Annotated in this window: 14 protein-coding genes; 10 read left to right on the top strand and 4 right to left on the bottom strand. The window is 55.1% G+C overall.

The genetic code is table 11. The features are described from left to right. The first annotated feature begins 3 nt into the window (after positions 1-3). The 7 genes from lptB to yrbL all read left to right on the top strand — a co-directional run bounded on the left by lptB (position 4) and on the right by yrbL (position 5178). Entirely contained in the window at positions 4-729 is a 726-nt protein-coding gene (gene lptB / locus OGX81_RS06995; protein ID WP_012135334.1) for an LPS export ABC transporter ATP-binding protein, read from the top strand. Between the two features lie 47 nt (positions 730-776). After that, positions 777-2210 (top strand): RNA polymerase factor sigma-54, encoded by a 1434-nt coding sequence (rpoN, locus tag OGX81_RS06990; protein ID WP_012135335.1) that lies wholly within the window; start codon positions 777-779, stop codon positions 2208-2210. Positions 2211-2232: 22 nt separating this feature from the next. Next, the gene (hpf, locus tag OGX81_RS06985) at positions 2233-2520 is read left to right on the top strand and encodes a ribosome hibernation promoting factor (RefSeq protein ID WP_012135336.1); all 288 of its coding nucleotides are present in this window, start codon (positions 2233-2235) and stop codon (positions 2518-2520) included. Between the two features lie 125 nt (positions 2521-2645). Next, positions 2646-3137, top strand: a complete 492-nt coding sequence (gene ptsN, locus OGX81_RS06980) for a PTS IIA-like nitrogen regulatory protein PtsN (RefSeq protein ID WP_012135337.1) — start codon at positions 2646-2648, stop codon at positions 3135-3137. A gap of 36 nt (positions 3138-3173) precedes the next feature. Continuing rightward, the gene (gene rapZ / locus OGX81_RS06975) at positions 3174-4028 is read left to right on the top strand and encodes an RNase adapter RapZ (protein ID WP_012135338.1); all 855 of its coding nucleotides are present in this window, start codon (positions 3174-3176) and stop codon (positions 4026-4028) included. Continuing rightward, positions 4025-4297 carry a PTS phosphocarrier protein NPr gene (gene npr / locus OGX81_RS06970; protein WP_012135339.1) on the top strand — a complete coding sequence of 91 codons (273 nt, stop codon included), beginning with the start codon at positions 4025-4027 and terminating at the stop codon, positions 4295-4297. The genes rapZ and npr overlap by 4 nt, the downstream gene beginning before the upstream one ends. 209 nt (positions 4298-4506) lie before the next feature. After that, a complete protein-coding gene (yrbL, locus tag OGX81_RS06965) occupies positions 4507-5178 on the top strand; it encodes a PhoP regulatory network protein YrbL (protein WP_104868135.1) in 672 nt (223 codons plus the stop codon). Here the strand turns inward: yrbL and mtgA are convergent. The 4 genes from mtgA to mnmL all read right to left on the bottom strand — a co-directional run bounded on the left by mtgA (position 5153) and on the right by mnmL (position 10169). After that, the gene (mtgA, locus tag OGX81_RS06960) at positions 5153-5881 is read right to left on the bottom strand and encodes a monofunctional biosynthetic peptidoglycan transglycosylase (RefSeq protein WP_104868134.1); all 729 of its coding nucleotides are present in this window, start codon (positions 5879-5881) and stop codon (positions 5153-5155) included. The genes yrbL and mtgA overlap by 26 nt on opposite strands. Continuing rightward, complete coding sequence (elbB, locus tag OGX81_RS06955) at positions 5878-6531, bottom strand: isoprenoid biosynthesis glyoxalase ElbB (RefSeq protein WP_012135342.1); 654 nt, start codon at positions 6529-6531, stop codon at positions 5878-5880. Before elbB ends, mtgA begins: the two co-directional genes overlap by 4 nt. Positions 6532-6761: 230 nt before the next feature. Further along, positions 6762-9098, bottom strand: a complete 2337-nt coding sequence (gene arcB, locus OGX81_RS06950) for an aerobic respiration two-component sensor histidine kinase ArcB (RefSeq protein WP_012135343.1) — start codon at positions 9096-9098, stop codon at positions 6762-6764. A 141-nt stretch (positions 9099-9239) separates the two neighbouring features. After that, a complete protein-coding gene (mnmL, locus tag OGX81_RS06945) occupies positions 9240-10169 on the bottom strand; it encodes a tRNA modification radical SAM protein MnmL/YtqA (protein WP_104869100.1) in 930 nt (309 codons plus the stop codon). Positions 10170-10842: 673 nt separating this feature from the next. On the opposite strand from mnmL, the gene gltB reads away from it, so the two are divergent. The 3 genes from gltB to OGX81_RS06930 all read left to right on the top strand — a co-directional run bounded on the left by gltB (position 10843) and on the right by OGX81_RS06930 (position 18028). Then, positions 10843-15303, top strand: a complete 4461-nt coding sequence (gltB, locus tag OGX81_RS06940) for a glutamate synthase large subunit (RefSeq protein ID WP_104868133.1) — start codon at positions 10843-10845, stop codon at positions 15301-15303. 11 nt (positions 15304-15314) lie between these two features. Continuing rightward, on the top strand, positions 15315-16733 hold the full coding sequence (gene gltD, locus OGX81_RS06935) for a glutamate synthase subunit GltD (protein WP_012135351.1): 1419 nt from the start codon (positions 15315-15317) through the stop codon (positions 16731-16733). A gap of 209 nt (positions 16734-16942) precedes the next feature. Continuing rightward, positions 16943-18028 (top strand): PDDEXK nuclease domain-containing protein, encoded by a 1086-nt coding sequence (locus OGX81_RS06930; RefSeq protein WP_104868132.1) that lies wholly within the window; start codon positions 16943-16945, stop codon positions 18026-18028. Positions 18029-18148: the final 120 nt, after the last annotated feature.

Here is an 18148-nt window from a genome sequence, read left to right as displayed (position 1 = left end):
GTTATGGCAACATTAACTGCAAAGAATCTTGCGAAAGCCTATAAAGGCCGTCGCGTGGTGGAAGATGTCAGCCTGACCGTGAATTCCGGGGAGATCGTCGGTCTGCTCGGGCCGAACGGCGCAGGCAAAACCACTACCTTCTACATGGTGGTGGGCATTGTGCCGCGCGACGCTGGCAACATTATTATTGACGATGAAGACATCAGCCTGCTGCCGCTGCATGCCCGCGCGCGTCGCGGTATTGGCTATTTACCGCAGGAAGCCTCCATTTTCCGCCGTCTGAGCGTGTTTGATAACCTGATGGCGGTGCTGCAAATTCGCGACGATCTCACGACCGAACAGCGTGAAGACCGCGCCAATGAACTGATGGAAGAGTTCCACATCGAGCATCTGCGCGACAGCCTCGGACAAGCGTTGTCCGGCGGTGAACGCCGCCGCGTGGAGATTGCCCGCGCGCTGGCCGCAAATCCAAAATTTATCCTGCTGGATGAACCGTTTGCAGGCGTTGACCCGATTTCCGTCATCGACATCAAACGCATTATCGAGCACCTGCGCGACAGCGGCCTCGGCGTTCTGATTACCGACCACAACGTTCGTGAGACGCTGGCGGTGTGTGAACGCGCGTATATTGTCAGCCAGGGGCATCTGATCGCACACGGCACACCGACAGAAATCCTGCAAGACGAGCACGTTAAGCGCGTATACCTTGGGGAAGACTTCAGACTCTGATAGGGTAGAAGACTGCGACGTCACAGCGGGAGAAAACGACTCTGAACATGAAGCAAGGTTTGCAACTCAGGCTCAGCCAACAACTGGCGATGACGCCCCAGCTACAACAGGCCATCCGTCTGTTGCAGTTGTCTACGCTGGAACTTCAGCAGGAACTTCAGCAAGCGCTGGAGAGTAATCCGCTGCTTGAGCAAACCGATCTTCACGATGAAATCGACACGCGCGAAACCCAGGACAACGAAGCCCTGGATACCGCAGACGCGCTCGAACAGAAAGAGATGCCCGAAGAGCTGCCGCTTGACGCCAGCTGGGATGAGATTTACACCGCAGGTACGCCGTCCGGCACCAGCGGCGACTACATCGACGACGAGCTGCCGGTGTACCAGGGCGAAACCACGCAGTCCCTCCAGGACTACCTGATGTGGCAAGTCGGGCTGACTCCGTTCTCGGATACCGATCGCGCGATTGCCACCTCAATTGTCGATGCCGTTGATGATACCGGCTATCTCACCATTTCGCTGGATGACATTCTCGAAAGCATCGGCGATGAAGAGATCGGCCTCGATGAAATAGAAGCGGTACTCAAACGCGTTCAGCGCTTCGATCCCATCGGCGTGGCGGCGAAAGATCTCCGTGACTGCCTGCTGATCCAGCTCTCACAGTTCGATAAATCCACGCCCTGGCTGGAAGACGCCCGGTTGATCATCAGCGATCACCTCGATCTGCTGGCCAATCATGACTTCCGCACCCTGATGCGCGTTACACGGCTGAAAGAAGAGGTACTGAAAGAGGCGGTCAATCTTATCCAGTCGCTCGATCCCAGACCGGGTCAGTCTATCCAGACCGGCGAACCTGAATATGTGATCCCGGATGTGCTGGTGCGTAAGCATAACGGTTACTGGATGGTGGAGCTGAACGGCGACAGCATTCCCCGTCTACAGATCAATCAACATTATGCCGCCCTGTGCAACGGCGCGCGTAATGATGCCGACAGCCAGTTCATTCGCAGCAACCTTCAGGATGCGAAGTGGCTGATCAAAAGTCTGGAAAGCCGCAACGACACCCTGTTACGCGTGAGCCGCTGTATTGTTGAGCAGCAGCAGGCCTTCTTCGAGCAAGGCGAAGAGTTTATGAAACCGATGGTGCTGGCGGACATCGCCCAGGCCGTCGAGATGCACGAATCGACGATTTCCCGTGTGACCACGCAGAAGTATCTGCACAGTCCACGCGGCATTTTTGAACTGAAGTATTTCTTTTCCAGCCATGTGAATACCGAAGGCGGAGGCGAAGCCTCTTCCACGGCGATACGTGCGCTGGTGAAGAAATTAATTGCTGCGGAGAACCCCGCGAAGCCGCTGAGCGACAGCAAGTTAACCTCTATGTTGTCGGATCAGGGTATCATGGTGGCGCGCCGCACCGTTGCGAAGTACCGAGAGTCTTTATCCATTCCGCCGTCCAATCAGCGCAAACAGCTGGTTTGAACCAACCGATAAGGAAGACACTATGCAGCTCAACATCACTGGAAATAACGTCGAAATTACTGAAGCCCTGCGCGACTTTGTCTCAACCAAATTCGCCAAACTTGAGCAGTATTTTGACAGGATTAATCAGGTCTACGTTGTTTTGAAAGTGGAGAAGGTAACACACATCTCGGATGCGACACTGCATGTAAACGGTGGCGAAATTCACGCCAGCGCGGAAGGTCAGGATATGTATGCCGCCATTGACGGTTTGATCGATAAACTGGCAAGGCAGCTAACGAAACACAAAGATAAACTGAAACAACACTAATTGTCCGGGCAGTTAGCGAGTGCAGGACGGCCTGTTGTGACGCACAACAGGCCATTTGTACAGTTAGCGCTCCGAATCTGCCTCATCAGGAATCATTCTGATGGAACAGGTTCTTAGGTGAAATTATGACAAATAACGATACGACTCTACAACTGAGCAGCGTACTTAACCAGGAATGTACGCGCAGCGGCGTTCACTGCCAGAGCAAAAAACGTGCGCTGGAGATTATCAGTGAACTGGCGGCAAAACAGCTCAGCCTGCCTCCGCAGGTGGTATTTGAAGCAATCCTGACGCGTGAGAAAATGGGCAGTACCGGCATTGGCAATGGTATCGCCATCCCACACGGCAAGCTGGAAGAAGATACGCTGCGCGCCGTCGGCGTGTTCGTCCAACTCGAAACGCCTATCGCTTTCGATGCCATTGATAATCAACCGGTCGATCTGCTTTTCGCCCTGCTGGTGCCCGCAGATCAAACCAAAACGCATCTGCATACACTGTCGCTGGTCGCTAAACGTCTGGCGGATAAAACCATCTGCCGCCGTCTGCGCGCCGCGCAGAGTGACGAAGAGCTGTATCAAATCATCACTGACACCGAAGGTGGAAAGGATGAGGCATAACCACCCAATGGCATCTGTTGTGAGGAGAAACGGTACATGGTACTGATGATCGTCAGCGGTCGTTCAGGGTCAGGGAAATCTGTCGCCCTGCGTGCGCTGGAAGATATGGGTTTTTACTGCGTGGACAACCTCCCCGTGGTGCTGTTGCCCGATCTGGCTCGTACGCTGGCCGATCGCCAGATTTCTGCGGCCGTCAGCATTGACGTGCGTAACATGCCTGAGTCCCCTGAAATTTTCGAGCAGGCGATGAACAACCTGCCCGATGCGTTTTCACCACAGCTTCTGTTCCTTGATGCCGATCGCAACACGCTGATTCGCCGTTACAGCGATACGCGCCGTCTGCATCCGCTTTCCAGCAAAAATCTCTCCCTGGAGAGCGCCATCGACCAGGAAAGCGATCTGCTGGAACCGCTGCGTTCCCGCGCCGATCTGATTGTCGATACCTCTGAAATGTCCGTGCATGAACTGGCGGAAATGCTGCGTACCCGTCTGCTGGGCAAGCGCGAACGCGAGCTGACAATGGTGTTCGAGTCCTTCGGCTTCAAGCACGGTATTCCAATTGATGCCGATTATGTTTTTGACGTGCGCTTCCTGCCTAACCCGCACTGGGACCCGAAACTGCGTCCAATGACCGGCCTCGATAAACCGGTTGCGGCATTCCTCGACAGGCACACAGAAGTACACAATTTTATCTACCAGACTCGCAGCTATCTTGAGTTATGGTTACCCATGCTGGAGACAAACAACCGTAGCTATCTCACCGTAGCCATCGGCTGTACCGGCGGGAAACACCGTTCGGTGTATATTGCAGAACAGCTGGCAGACTACTTCCGCTCACGCGGTAAGAACGTGCAGTCACGCCATAGAACGCTGGAAAAACGCAAAACATGACCGTGAAGCAGACTGTAGAAGTCACGAACAAGCTGGGTATGCATGCCCGGCCTGCCATGAAACTGTTTGAATTAATGCAGGGTTTTGAGGCCGAAGTGCTGTTACGCAATGATGAAGGAACCGAAGCCGAAGCCAATAGCGTCATCGCCCTACTGATGCTGGACTCTGCTAAAGGTCGCCAGATAGAAATTGAAGCTACCGGCCCGCAGGAGGTCGAAGCGCTGGCGGCGGTGATCGCGCTGTTCAATTCAGGATTCGACGAAGATTAGGCCATTTCGCTTTCGTCTCCTCCTTTCTCCCAGAAAACGCCATCCGGCGTTTTTTTATTCTCTCGCCTTTCTGCCTGCGTCGATATTGTACATTCCGTGCGCTTTTCCGTCCTGATTAAACCTTAAGAAAACCTTAAGAGGGGTTGTTTACGTTCTATTTAAGTTGAGCGTTCATACTGGTTCTATTAGCAACATTACCAGGAGATCTCATGATACTTTTATCTGAACAAAATCCCCTGGGCACCGGACGCCATCGTAAATGTTATGCGCATCCGGGCGATGCCCAACGCTGCATTAAGATCATTTACAATGCCGACCGCAGCGGCAAGAAAGAGATCCGCCGCGAGCTGAAATATTACGCGCATCTGTCACGTTACCTGCAAGACTGGAGCGGCATCCCGCGCTATCACGGTACGGTAGAGACCGATTGTGGTACGGGCTACGTCTACGATGTGATAACCGATTTCGATGGCAAACCGTCCGTCACGCTGACTGAATTTGTGGCGCAGTGCCGCAATAACGAAGATGCCGCCGTCCTGCGCCAGTTGCTGAAAACGCTCAAGCGTTATATCTACGATAACCGCATCGTCACCATGACCCTGAAGCCGCAAAATATTCTGTGTCACCGCATTAGCGAATCCGAAGCGATCCCGGTGATCTGCGACAACATCGGCGAGAGTACGCTGATCCCGCTGGCAAGCTGGTCAGCCTGGTTTTGCCATCGCAAACAGGAAAGACAGTGGGAACGGTTGATCGCCCAACCGGGTCTGGTGGCGGCGCTGAAGATGAACCGCCAGGAAGAAGACAAAAGCGCGCTGCCGCTCCCCTCTCTTGAGGCCGCGCGTCAGCGCAATCTTAATACAGATGGTTACGCGTCATAAACGATTCGCCGCCCAACTGGCGCATTTGACGCAAAATCCACGCCTGACGGCTACGCACGTAGCCTGAAGGCGCGTTCGCTTTAAAGCGTAAAGGGTTTGGCAGCACCGCCGCTAATAGCGCGGCTTCTGACATACTTAACCGGCTGGCAGGTTTATTAAAATAGCGCTGCGACGCCGCTTCCACGCCAAACACGCCATCGCCAAACTCCGCAATATTCAGGTAGACGGTCAGAATGCGTTTTTTACTCCAGACGGTTTCCAGCCCGACGGTGAGCCCGGCCTCCAGCCCTTTACGCAGCCAACTGCGGCCATCCCATAAAAAGAGATTCTTCGCCGTTTGCTGAGAAAGCGTGGACGCCCCACGAATTCGGTTTTCATTGCGCTCATTGTGCGCCAGCGCCTTCTCAATGGCCGAAACATCAAAGCCCCAGTGTTCCAGGAATTTCTGATCTTCCGCCGCAATCACCGCCAGCCCCATCCACGGCGAGATCTCATCCATGCCAGCCCAGTCGGAATGCGCAACATAGCCGAAATCGCCTTGCAGCCACGCGCTAATCTGCCGCTCCACCATCACTGCGGAAAAAGGCACCGGAACGACGCTGAACAGCGCGATGCCGCCGCCCCAAAAAACCGCCAGCACCACAAGGATGCGCAGGAGCAAACGGCGCAGGGACGCCAGCGGAGTGAAACGCCCTTTACTCATTCAGCCAGAACCAGTACGCGAGACACCAGTTTTTCAATGCCGGTCGCCGCCTGTGCAATATCCTGCGCCAGCATGTAAGCAGGCGTGGTGACAATTTTGTTATCTTCATCCACCACAATATCGTCAACCGGACATGGCACATGCTCGGCCCCCATATCTTCCAGCACTTCCGCCGTATCGATATCGGTGCCAATCGTCAGACGAAGCGGGAAACCAAAAATCCTGGGCAGCATTGCCGGGGCAATGCACATAAACCCTAACGGCTTACCCGACTGGTGCATGGCGATTGCCAGCGCGGCCAGGTCGCTATCTACCCGGCACTCGCTGCCCTGGCTGGCAAAATTACTCAGGTTTTTCGCCGCGCCAAATCCACCCGGAACAATCAGCGCGTCCAGATCGCTGGAGACCGCCTGAGCAAGTGGACGAATTTCCCCTCGCGTAATGCGCGCGGCTTCGATCAGGACATTTCGCGTCTCCGCCATCGCTTCGCCCGTCAGGTGATTAATCACATCAGCCTGCTGTTTATCCGGCGCAAAGCAGATGGCCTGCGCGCCGCTGCGGGCAATCGCCAGAAGGGTCAGAACGGCTTCATGAATCTCGGCGCCGTCGTATACGCCACATCCACTGAGCACTACGCCAATTTTTTTCATCGTGATGATCCTTTTCGCAACTTACTGAAGCGTATTAATAATTCTGATTAAAATGCTGCGCTTCACACATTTAACTGATTCATGTAACAAAACATTTAAGATTTGCTATCTTAACTGCGTGCGGCCTGAAAAGCAGAGCTGCGCCTGTGTAAAAAACAATCATAACTTACGGCGCAGCCACGATTTCCCTGGTGTTGGCGCAGTATTCGCGCACCCCGGTCAATCCGGGGTCATTTTTTTTCCGCGTTTGCCACCCAGGCTTTCAGCACCGCGACGTCGTGCTGCCACTCCTGCTTCATCTCTTCAACCCATTCACCCACGTTATCTTCCCAGGCAGGAAGATCCGGCGACTGAATTTGCTGACCCAGTTGCTGTAGATGACGCAACCCGACGGAGCCCGCCGCGCCTTTAATTTTGTGGCCTTCTTCAACAACGCCTTTGGTATCTCGCGCCGTCAGGTTGGACTCCAGAATGCTTAAGTAACCCGGCATCATTTTCTCGAACACCGCCAGTCCATCCGTAATTAATTTCGGGCCGACCAGTTCGATATACTGCTCTAACATCGGGATATCTAACAACGCTTGCGATTTGCTGCTCTCTTCAGATGTCACAGTGCTCTCCTCTTCGTTACGGGTATCCCAGTATTTTTTAATCATGGCGGTTAACGCCGGAACCGACAGCGGCTTGCTCAACACATCGTCCATTCCCGCGTCCAGATACTCTTTCTTGTCTTTCAGGACGTTAGCAGTGAGTGCGACCAGCGGCGGTAATTCTTCCCGCGCATAGCGGCGGGTAAGTTCTCTGGAGATATCCAGACCCGTCATATCCGGCAGTTGAATATCCAGCAGCAGCAGATCGTATTCACCCGGGGTGAACATTTCCAGCGCGGCTTTCCCGGTCATCGCCACGTCAACGCTGTTGCCCAGTTTTTCCAGCACTGAACGCGCCACAATGACGTTCAGCTCAATGTCCTCGACCAGCAGCACATGCAGCGCAGGCAGCGGCATGTCATTCTCTTCCAGCGTGTCCTCGACCTCTTCCGCCACGGCGGGCGCATGTACGGTTAACGTAAAGACGGAACCTTTACCCGGCTGGCTGGAAACGGTGATGTCGCCGCCCATATTTTTTGCCAGACGGCGCGATACCGCCAGGCCAATCCCGGTCCCCGTCGCGGGTTTACCGCCATGACTGTCTTTCACCTGATAATACATGGCGAAGATTTTATCCTGCTCATCCTGCGGAATACCGATGCCGGAATCTTCCACGTCAAAATGCAGCACATCGCCTTCGTCATAGCGTACGCGCACCGTCACCTGCCCTTGTTGGGTAAACTTCACGGCGTTGCTGATCAGGTTCCACAGAATTTGGCGCAAACGCGTGCCGTCGGTGATCACCTTATGCGGCAGCGGCAACGTCGGATCGAGCACAAAGCGTAGCCCTTTTTGCTGCGCCTGCAGGCCGGAGAGATTCTCCAGATCCGCCATGAAACTGGTGAAATCTACCGGCTGGTTATCCAGCTGGACTTTACGCCGCTCCATCTTATCCATATCAATGATATCGTTGAAAATATTCCCCAACGTGACCGCAGAGACATGGATGGTTTTCAGGTATTTTTCCTGCTCGCTGGTAAGGTCGGTGTCCAGCAGAATGCGGCTTAAGCCGACAATGCCGTTCAGCGGCGTACGCAGCTCGTGGCTGATCGTAGAGATAAACGTGGTCTTGTCGCGGCTGGCGCGTTCAAGCGCGTCCTGATAACGCTTACGTTCCGTAATATCGCGCCCAAAGCCCATCAGGCCATGACGTTTACCAACGCGGTCGTAATAGGGCACCTTGCGAATTTCAAAGCACGCTTTGCGCCCGTCCGGGTAATCGAGCCACTGTTCATAGGTCAGCGAGACGTTATGGCGGAAGACTTTTTCGTCGGTCTCAATCACTTTTTCCGCCGCTTCGGGGGAATAGACGTCAGCCGGTTTTAAATGGACGAGCTGTTTTTCACTCTTGCCGGTCAGCAGTTCCATCGCGCGGTTACAGCCGGAAAACTCTTTATCTTCATTGCGATAAAAAACCAAATCCGGCGACGCATCGAGGAAAGAGCGTAAGAAAGAGGATTGCTGTTCAAGCTGAATCTGCGTCTCTTCACGCTCCTTGATTTCCACTTTTAGCTGTTCGAAGGTCGACTGGCGCTCAGCCTCCGCTTTTTCGCGATCGGCAATTTCCTGATTAAGCTGAGCAATATTGTCTTTCAGTTGTACCGTGAGTTTGAGATCGCGCTCGCGCATCTCTTCCAGCTTTTGTACCAGCCGTGACAGGCGCTGCCTGGACTCCTCCAGTTGCTCCACCACCACCGACAAGAAATAGACGGCCCAGGGCGTGATTAACAAGCCAAAAAAGATGGAGCGGATGACATCAATACTTTCGACCTGACCATGCAACACCATGGTGACCGCCATCTGCACCACTATCGCCAGCACCACCAGCGCTAATGCCAACAGCATCGAAAAGCGCACCAGACCCAGCTTCATCATCAGGTCGACATAGTATTGCGCCAGCATACGGATTTGCTTCATAGGGGATTCCTTCACGACAACTTCGCACAATAATACTCAATTCTGAGCAGTACGTTGAAAATTGTGCAATAAATGCGGAGGTTATCGGTGAAATGACCGGGTAGGCGGTAGGCCGGATAAGGCATACACGCCTACGGATGGTTAGCTCTCCGGCTGAATCCACGGAGTGCCAAGCGCGGAGCCTTGCGCGCCACGTTCGTTAAGATAGCGGTCCAGCTCCACCATGCCCGTCCAGCGATTCTCACACCATAGCGGGGCGAGCAACGTCGGACGACGGGCGCTGGCGGAAATGCGATGATAAATAACCTCCGGCGGCGTATGGCGAATCATCTCCCCCGCCGTCAGCGTGTACGCCTCCAGCGCAATGCCGTTCAGGCGTCCCGCCTCCCAGGCTTTCGCCATAATGCTGCCTTTTACAATATGCAGCGGGTGCAGCTTAATGCCATCCACGCCCGTTTCCACCACGCGCTCCAGCGTTTGCAGGCATTCCGTCTGCCCTTCGCCGGGTAAACCCACAATCAGATGCGAGCACACTTTCAGCCCACGCTCACGCGCCAGTTGGGTGGTTCGCTGATAACAGGCAAAATCATGGCCGCGATTAATACGGCGCAGCGTTTTGTCATGCGCGGTTTGCAATCCCAGTTCCAGCCACACTTCATAGCCCTGGTCTTTATATTCGCAGAGCAGATCGAGCACCGCATCCGGTACACAGTCGGGGCGCGTCCCGACACACAGCCCGACAATGCTGGTCTGGCTTACCGCCTGCTGATACATAGAACGCAGCACCTGCACTTCGGCAAAGGTACTGGTGTACGCCTGGAAATAGGCCAGATAACGTTTGGCGCGATTGACCAGATGCGCCTGATGCGCCAGTTGTTCGGCAATAGAGCGATACTGCTGCGCCTCATCGGCGAAAGAGGCGACATTACAGAAAGTACACCCGCCACGTCCGATGGTGCCATCGCGGTTTGGACAGCTAAATCCGCCGTGCAACGTCAGTTTATGAACTTTTTGCCCATAACGACGAGAAAGATCCCCACCAAACATATTGACTAATTTCTGTAACTGCATAATCTGATAGACCGCGCCTTGAAAAGAGGCCAAAGCCTGCCATTTTTAGCCTTTGTCGGCGATGACCTGGATCAATCGCTCCGGCAGGCTTTTATTTATTGCATAATCAAGCAAAATTACCGAAATTTCATTCACTCCATAGCTAATTACTTTTCCTTATAACTGCACACTTTTTTTATCTTCTGATGACACTGGCTAAAAAACAGTATCATGAAATGCCTGCGCCGCTTAAACCAGCATAAAATACTAAGCATTACGGATAATCAAGGTGAGATAAGGGTTAACAGGCCGTTATGATAGTGAGACAGATCACACTCTTCCCCGCGCTTATGCCGCATCAAATCAATGTAAAAAAGTCATTATTTTCAATACATTCATAAAGTTAATCGACCCATAGCACATTTTTGCATAAATAAGATTGCCATTTGACCTGTGTGTGGATTCCCGATAAGTTGGAAATCCGCTGGAAGCTTTCTGGATGAGCAGCCTGCTCATCATATTTATGCAGTAATTGAGATTCCCTCTTAAACGTATTTACCGATGCGAAAAGGATAAAAGAGGGCGAATGCGAGGTAAGCGTATGATACGCAACCCCCGTCGCCACGCTCTTTCTGTGCCCGTGCGCAATCGGTATCGGATGGGAGTCCCGCAGAGCCTGGGGAGGTTCACTGATATGTTGTACGATAAATCCCTTGAGAGGGATAACTGTGGTTTCGGCCTGATCGCCCACATAGAAGGCGAACCTAGCCACAAGGTAGTGCGTACCGCCATACACGCACTGGCCCGTATGCAGCACCGTGGCGCGATCCTCGCTGACGGTAAAACCGGCGACGGTTGCGGTTTGCTGCTGCAAAAACCCGATCGCTTTTTTCGCATCGTTGCAGAAGAGCGCGGCTGGCGTTTAGCCAAAAACTACGCTGTCGGTATGCTCTTCCTGAATAAGGACTCTGAGCTGGCGGCGGCATCACGTCGTATCGTCGAAGAAGAATTACAGCGGGAAACCCTGTCGATTGTGGGCTGGCGCGATGTGCCGACCAACGAAGGTGTCCTCGGTGAAATCGCCCTCTCCTCCCTGCCACGTATTGAGCAAATTTTTGTTAACGCGCCTGCGGGCTGGCGTCCCCGGGATATGGAACGCCGCCTGTTTATCGCCCGCCGCCGCATTGAGAAACGCCTTCAGGACGATAAAGACTTCTACGTTTGTAGCCTGTCGAACCTGGTGAACATCTATAAAGGTCTGTGTATGCCGGCGGATCTGCCGCGCTTCTACCTGGACCTGGCGGATTTGCGTCTGGAATCGGCCATTTGCCTGTTCCACCAGCGCTTCTCCACCAATACCGTGCCGCGCTGGCCGCTGGCGCAGCCGTTCCGCTACCTGGCGCACAACGGCGAAATCAACACCATTACCGGCAATCGTCAGTGGGCGCGCGCCCGTACTTATAAATTCCAGACGCCGCTGATCCCGGATTTACAATCCGCCGCGCCGTTCGTCAACGAGACCGGTTCCGACTCCAGCTCGCTGGATAATATGCTGGAACTGCTGCTGGCAGGCGGGATGGACATCGTGCGCGCCATGCGCCTGCTGGTGCCGCCCGCATGGCAGAACAACCCGGATATGGACCCGGACCTGCGCGCCTTCTTTGACTTTAACTCCATGCACATGGAGCCGTGGGATGGCCCGGCGGGCATCGTGATGTCCGACGGTCGCTTCGCTGCCTGTAACCTCGACCGTAACGGTCTGCGTCCGGCGCGCTACGTCATCACCAAAGATAAACTGATCACCTGCGCCTCTGAGGTGGGGATCTGGGACTACCAGCCTGACGAAGTCGTGGAAAAGGGCCGCGTCGGCCCCGGTGAACTGATGGTGATCGACACCCGTGGCGGGCGCATCCTGCACTCTGCGGAAACCGATGACGATCTGAAAAGCCGCCATCCGTATAAAGAGTGGATGGAGAAGAACGTCCGCCGCCTGGTGCCGTTTGAAGATCTGGCCGACGATCAGGTCGGAAACCGCGAGCTGGACGACGACATGCTCGCCAGCTATCAGAAACAGTTTAACTACAGCGCCGAAGAGCTGGATTCCGTCATCCGCGTACTGGGCGAAAACGGCCAGGAAGCAGTCGGTTCAATGGGTGATGACACCCCCTTCGCCGTGCTTTCCAGCCAGCCGCGCATTATTTACGACTACTTCCGCCAGCAGTTTGCGCAGGTGACCAACCCGCCAATCGACCCGCTGCGTGAAGCGCACGTCATGTCGCTGGCCACCAGCATTGGCCGCGAGATGAACGTCTTTTGCGAAGCGGAAGGGCAGGCGCACCGTCTGAGCTTTAAATCGCCAATTCTGCTGTACTCCGATTTCAAACAGCTCACCACCATGAAAGAGGAGCATTACCGCGCCGATACGCTGGATATCACCTTCGATGTGACGGAAACCTCGCTCGAAGAAACGGTGAAAGCGCTGTGCGATAAGGCTGAACAGATGGTGCGTAACGGCACCGTCTTGCTGGTGCTCTCTGACCGTAACATCGGGAAAAACCGTTTACCGGTTCCGGCGCCGATGGCTGTCGGGGCGGTACAGACTCGTCTGGTGGATAAGAGCCTGCGCTGCGATGCCAACATCATCGTAGAAACCGCAAGCGCGCGTGACCCGCACCACTTTGCCGTGCTGCTGGGCTTTGGCGCCACGGCGATCTATCCGTATCTCGCCTATGAAACGCTGGGCCGTCTGATCGACACCCAGGCCATCGCCAAAGACTACCGTACCGTGATGCTGAACTACCGTAACGGCATCAATAAAGGTCTGTACAAGATCATGTCCAAAATGGGCATTTCGACCATCGCCTCATACCGCTGCTCCAAGCTGTTTGAAGCGGTCGGTCTGCATGACGACGTGGTGAGCCACTGCTTCCAGGGCGTGGTCAGCCGCATTGGCGGCGCCGGTTTTGCCGACTTCCAGCAGGATCTTCTGAACCTCTCGAAACGTGCCTGGCTGGCGCGTAAACCGCTGGATCAGGGCGGTCTGCTGAAATACGTGCACGGCGGCGAATACCACGCCTATAACCCGGATGTGGTGCGCACCCTGCAACAGGCGGTGCAGAGCGGCGAGTACCGCGATTACCAGGCATATGCCGCGCTTGTTAACGAACGCCCGGCGGCAACGCTGCGCGATCTGCTGGCACTCAATCCTGGCGATAACGCCATCAGCATCAACGATGTTGAACCTGCGAATGAGCTGTTTAAACGCTTCGATACCGCCGCGATGTCCATCGGCGCGCTGAGCCCGGAAGCGCACGAAGCGCTGGCGGAAGCGATGAACAGCATCGGCGGTAACTCCAACTCCGGCGAAGGCGGCGAAGACCCGGCGCGCTACGGCACCAACAAAGTGTCGCGCATCAAACAGGTCGCTTCCGGCCGCTTCGGCGTAACGCCAGCGTATCTGGTCAATGCTGACGTCATTCAGATTAAAGTCGCTCAGGGCGCGAAGCCGGGCGAAGGCGGCCAGTTGCCGGGTGACAAAGTGACCCCGTACATCGCCAAACTGCGCTATTCCGTACCGGGCGTGACGCTGATTTCTCCGCCGCCGCACCACGATATCTACTCTATCGAGGATCTGGCGCAGCTGATTTTCGACCTGAAACAGGTCAACCCGAAAGCGATGATCTCCGTGAAGCTGGTTTCTGAACCGGGCGTCGGCACCATCGCTACCGGCGTGGCGAAAGCCTATGCAGACCTGATCACTATCGCCGGATATGACGGCGGCACCGGCGCCAGCCCGCTCTCCTCCGTGAAATATGCGGGCTGTCCGTGGGAGCTGGGCCTGGTGGAAACCCAGCAGGCGCTGGTGGCTAACGGTCTGCGTCACAAGATCCGTTTGCAGGTGGACGGCGGCCTGAAAACGGGCCTCGACATCATCAAAGCGGCGATTCTCGGCGCGGAAAGCTTTGGCTTCGGCACCGGCCCGATGGTGGCGCTGGGCTGTAAATACCTGCGTATTTGCCACCTGAACAACTGCGCGACGGGCGTGGCGACTCAGGATGACAAACTGCGTAAGAACCACTACCACGGCCTGCCGTTCAAAGTGACCAACTACTTTGAGTTTATCGCCCGCGAAACCCGCGAGCTGATGGCGCAGCTTGGCGTGAAGCGTCTGGTGGATCTGATTGGCCGTACCGACCTACTGAAAGAGCTGGAAGGGTTTACCGCTAAGCAGCAGAAGCTGGAACTGTCCCGACTGCTGGAAACCGCTGAGCCTCATCCGGGTAAAGCGCTGTACTGCACCGAGCATAACCCGCCGTTTGATAACGGCGTGCTGAACGCGCAACTGCTGCAACAGGCGAAACCGTTCGTCGATGAGCGCCAGAGCAAAACCTTCTGGTTCGACATTCGCAACACCGACCGCTCCGTGGGCGCGTCGCTCTCTGGCTATATCGCTCAGACGCATGGCGATCAGGGGCTGGCCTCTGACCCGATCAAGGCGCACTTCAGCGGCACCGCAGGCCAGAGCTTCGGCGTCTGGAACGCGGGCGGCGTGGAGCTGTATTTGACGGGCGATGCCAACGACTACGTCGGTAAAGGCATGGCGGGCGGTCTGCTGGCGGTGCGTCCTCCGGTGGGTTCAGCGTTTCGCAGTCATGAGGCCAGCATCATCGGCAATACCTGTCTGTACGGCGCGACCGGCGGTCGTCTGTATGCGGCGGGCCGCGCGGGCGAACGTTTCGCAGTACGTAACTCCGGGGCCATCACCGTGGTAGAAGGCATTGGCGACAACGGCTGTGAATACATGACGGGCGGTATTGTCTGTGTACTGGGCAAAACGGGCGTTAACTTCGGTGCTGGCATGACGGGCGGCTTCGCCTACGTGCTGGATGAAGACGGCGAGTTCCGCAAACGCGTGAACCCGGAGCTGGTGGAAGTGCTGAATGTCGATGATCTGGCCATCCACGAAGAACATCTGCGCGGTCTGATTACCGAGCATGTGCAGCATACCGGTTCCCAGCGCGGTGAAGAGATCCTGGCTAACTGGTCAGTATTCTCAACCAAATTCGCGCTGGTTAAGCCGAAGTCCAGTGATGTGAAAGCACTGTTGGGTCACCGTAGTCGTAGCGCAGCTGAGCTGCGTGTGCAGGCGCAGTAAGGGGTAGAGCAATGAGTCAGAACGTATACCAATTTATCGACCTGCAACGTGTTGATCCGCCGAAGAAGGCGCTGAAGATCCGCAAAATCGAGTTTGTTGAAATTTACGAACCGTTTTCCGAAGGCCAGGCCAAAGCGCAGGCGGATCGCTGCCTCTCCTGCGGCAACCCGTACTGCGAGTGGAAGTGCCCGGTACATAACTACATCCCGAACTGGCTGAAGCTGGCGAACGAAGGACGTATTTTCGAAGCGGCGGAGTTGTCTCACCAGACCAACACGCTGCCGGAAGTGTGCGGCCGCGTCTGCCCGCAGGATCGTTTGTGCGAGGGCTCCTGTACGCTCAACGACGAGTTCGGCGCAGTGACTATCGGCAACATCGAGCGTTATATCAACGATAAAGCGTTCGAAATGGGCTGGCGCCCGGACATGACTGGCGTGCGTCAGACCGACAAACGCGTGGCGATTATCGGCGCGGGCCCGGCAGGGCTGGCCTGTGCCGACGTACTCACCCGTAACGGCGTGAAGGCGGTGGTCTTTGACCGTCACCCGGAAATCGGCGGTCTGCTGACGTTCGGTATCCCGGCTTTCAAGCTGGAAAAAGAGGTGATGACCCGCCGTCGTGAGATCTTCACCGGCATGGGCATTGAGTTCAAACTGAATACCGAAGTGGGTCGCGACGTGCAGCTGGACGACTTGCTGGCAGAGTACGATGCGGTGTTCCTCGGCGTTGGCACCTATCAATCAATGCGCGGCGGGCTGGAAAACGAAGATGCCGACGGCGTGTTCGATGCCCTGCCGTTCCTGATTGCCAACACCAAACAGATCATGGGCTTTGGCGAAACCACTGACGAACCGTTCGTCAGTATGGAAGGCAAACGCGTCGTGGTACTGGGCGGCGGCGACACCGCGATGGACTGCGTGCGTACCTCGGTTCGCCAGGGCGCGACGCACGTCACCTGCGCCTATCGTCGTGACGAAGAGAACATGCCAGGCTCCAGACGCGAAGTGAAAAACGCGCGCGAAGAAGGGGTCGAATTCCAGTTCAACGTGCAGCCGCTGGGCGTAGAAGTGAATGCCAACGGTAAAGTAAGCGGCGTGAAGATGGTGCGTACCGAAATGGGTGCGCCGGACGCGAAAGGCCGTCGTCGTGCGGAAATCGTCGCCGGTTCCGAGCATGTGATCCCGGCAGATGCGGTGGTAATGGCGTTTGGTTTCCGCCCGCACAGCATGGCGTGGCTGGCGAAACACAGCGTGGAGCTGGACTCCCAGGGGCGGATTATCGCGCCGGAAGGCAATGAAAACGCTTTCCAGACCAGCAACCCGAAAATCTTCGCTGGTGGCGACATCGTGCGCGGCTCGGATCTGGTGGTCACGGCAATTGCCGAAGGCCGTAAAGCGGCAGACGGTATCCTGAACTACCTGGAAGTGTAATACTTCTGGCTCCCCTGCCACAGCCTGACGCTGATGGATGGGGAGCCAATATTTCTCTGCTAAATATATGCGAATTCGTTCTTCGAAAGCCGCTCGCAAATACGGCTGTAACTCAATGTAATACACCTCTCCTGGATTGACCGGAATATGCCTGAAGCGTATTGGTAGCGATATATTTTTCATTTCGCAACTATCGCGCCAGGGATGACATGACTGTACCAACACCACTTCAACACGCTGACGATTATCAGCAAATCCATGACGGTATTATTCGATTAGTGGACAATGCCCATACCGAGGCCGTCCGCAGTATTAATGCTTTTATGACAGCAACCTACTGGGAAATCGGCAGGAGAATTGTCGAGTTTGAACAAGGCGGCGAAGCACGAGCGGCTTATGGTATTCAACTCATTGAGCGGTTATCCGCAGATTTAAGCCAGCGCTATAAGCGTGGGTTCTCCACCGCAAACCTACGACAAATGCGCATGTTTTATCTTTATTTTCAAGATATTGAAATTCAGCAGACACTGTCTGGTGAATCTTCAAATCTCATTTACCTCGCTAAAGTTTTTCCGCTTCCCTGGTCAGCTTACGTGCGTTTACTATCGGTAAAAAATCCCGATGCCCGCACTTTTTACGAGAAAGAGACGCTACGTAACGGCTGGTCTGTGCGGCAACTCGATCGGCAAATCTCCACCCAGTTCTACGAACGGACGCTACTGTCCCATGACAAATCCGCCATGTTGCAGCAGCCTGCGCCCGCCGAGCCAACAGTCTTGCCGGAGCGAGCCATACGCGACCCGTTCATTCTGGAATTTCTTAACCTGAAGGACGAGTATTCCGAGTCGGATCTCGAAGAGGCGCTGCTCAGTCACCTGATGGACTTTATGCTGGAACTTGGTGACGATTTTGCTTTTGTCGGCCGCCAGCGCCGATTACGCATAGACGATAGCTGGTTCCGCGTCGATCTGTTGTTCTTCCATCGCCGCTTGCGCTGCCTGTTGCTCGTTGACCTGAAGGTCGGCAAATTCAGTTATGCGGATGCCGGGCAGATGAATATGTACCTGAACTATGCCAAAGAGCACTGGACAATGCCGGGAGAAAACCCGCCCGTCGGGTTGGTTTTGTGCGCAGGAAAAGGCGCGGGGGAAGCGCATTACGCGCTGAACGGCCTGCCGAATACCATCATGGCGAGCGAGTACAAAGTGCAGTTGCCTGACGAAAAACTACTGGCAGATGAGCTCATTCGTTCACAAATAGCACTGACTGCACAGCAAGTTGAATCAACTGAATAACCAATTTACTTTGCACATCAGGAAAAGCACTGCGTCACGAGCTGAATTTTCAACAACTCGACTGACGGGATTATGCACTATCGGAAGATATAAAACGTTACACCGGATGGCTATAAACCA

The sequence above is a fragment of the Citrobacter sp. CK206 genome (assembly GCF_030333125.1).
GTDB lineage: Bacteria > Pseudomonadota > Gammaproteobacteria > Enterobacterales > Enterobacteriaceae > Citrobacter_B > Citrobacter_B koseri.
Note: the sequence above shows the minus strand (reverse complement) of the source record. Positions and strands in the feature narration are given on the sequence as shown.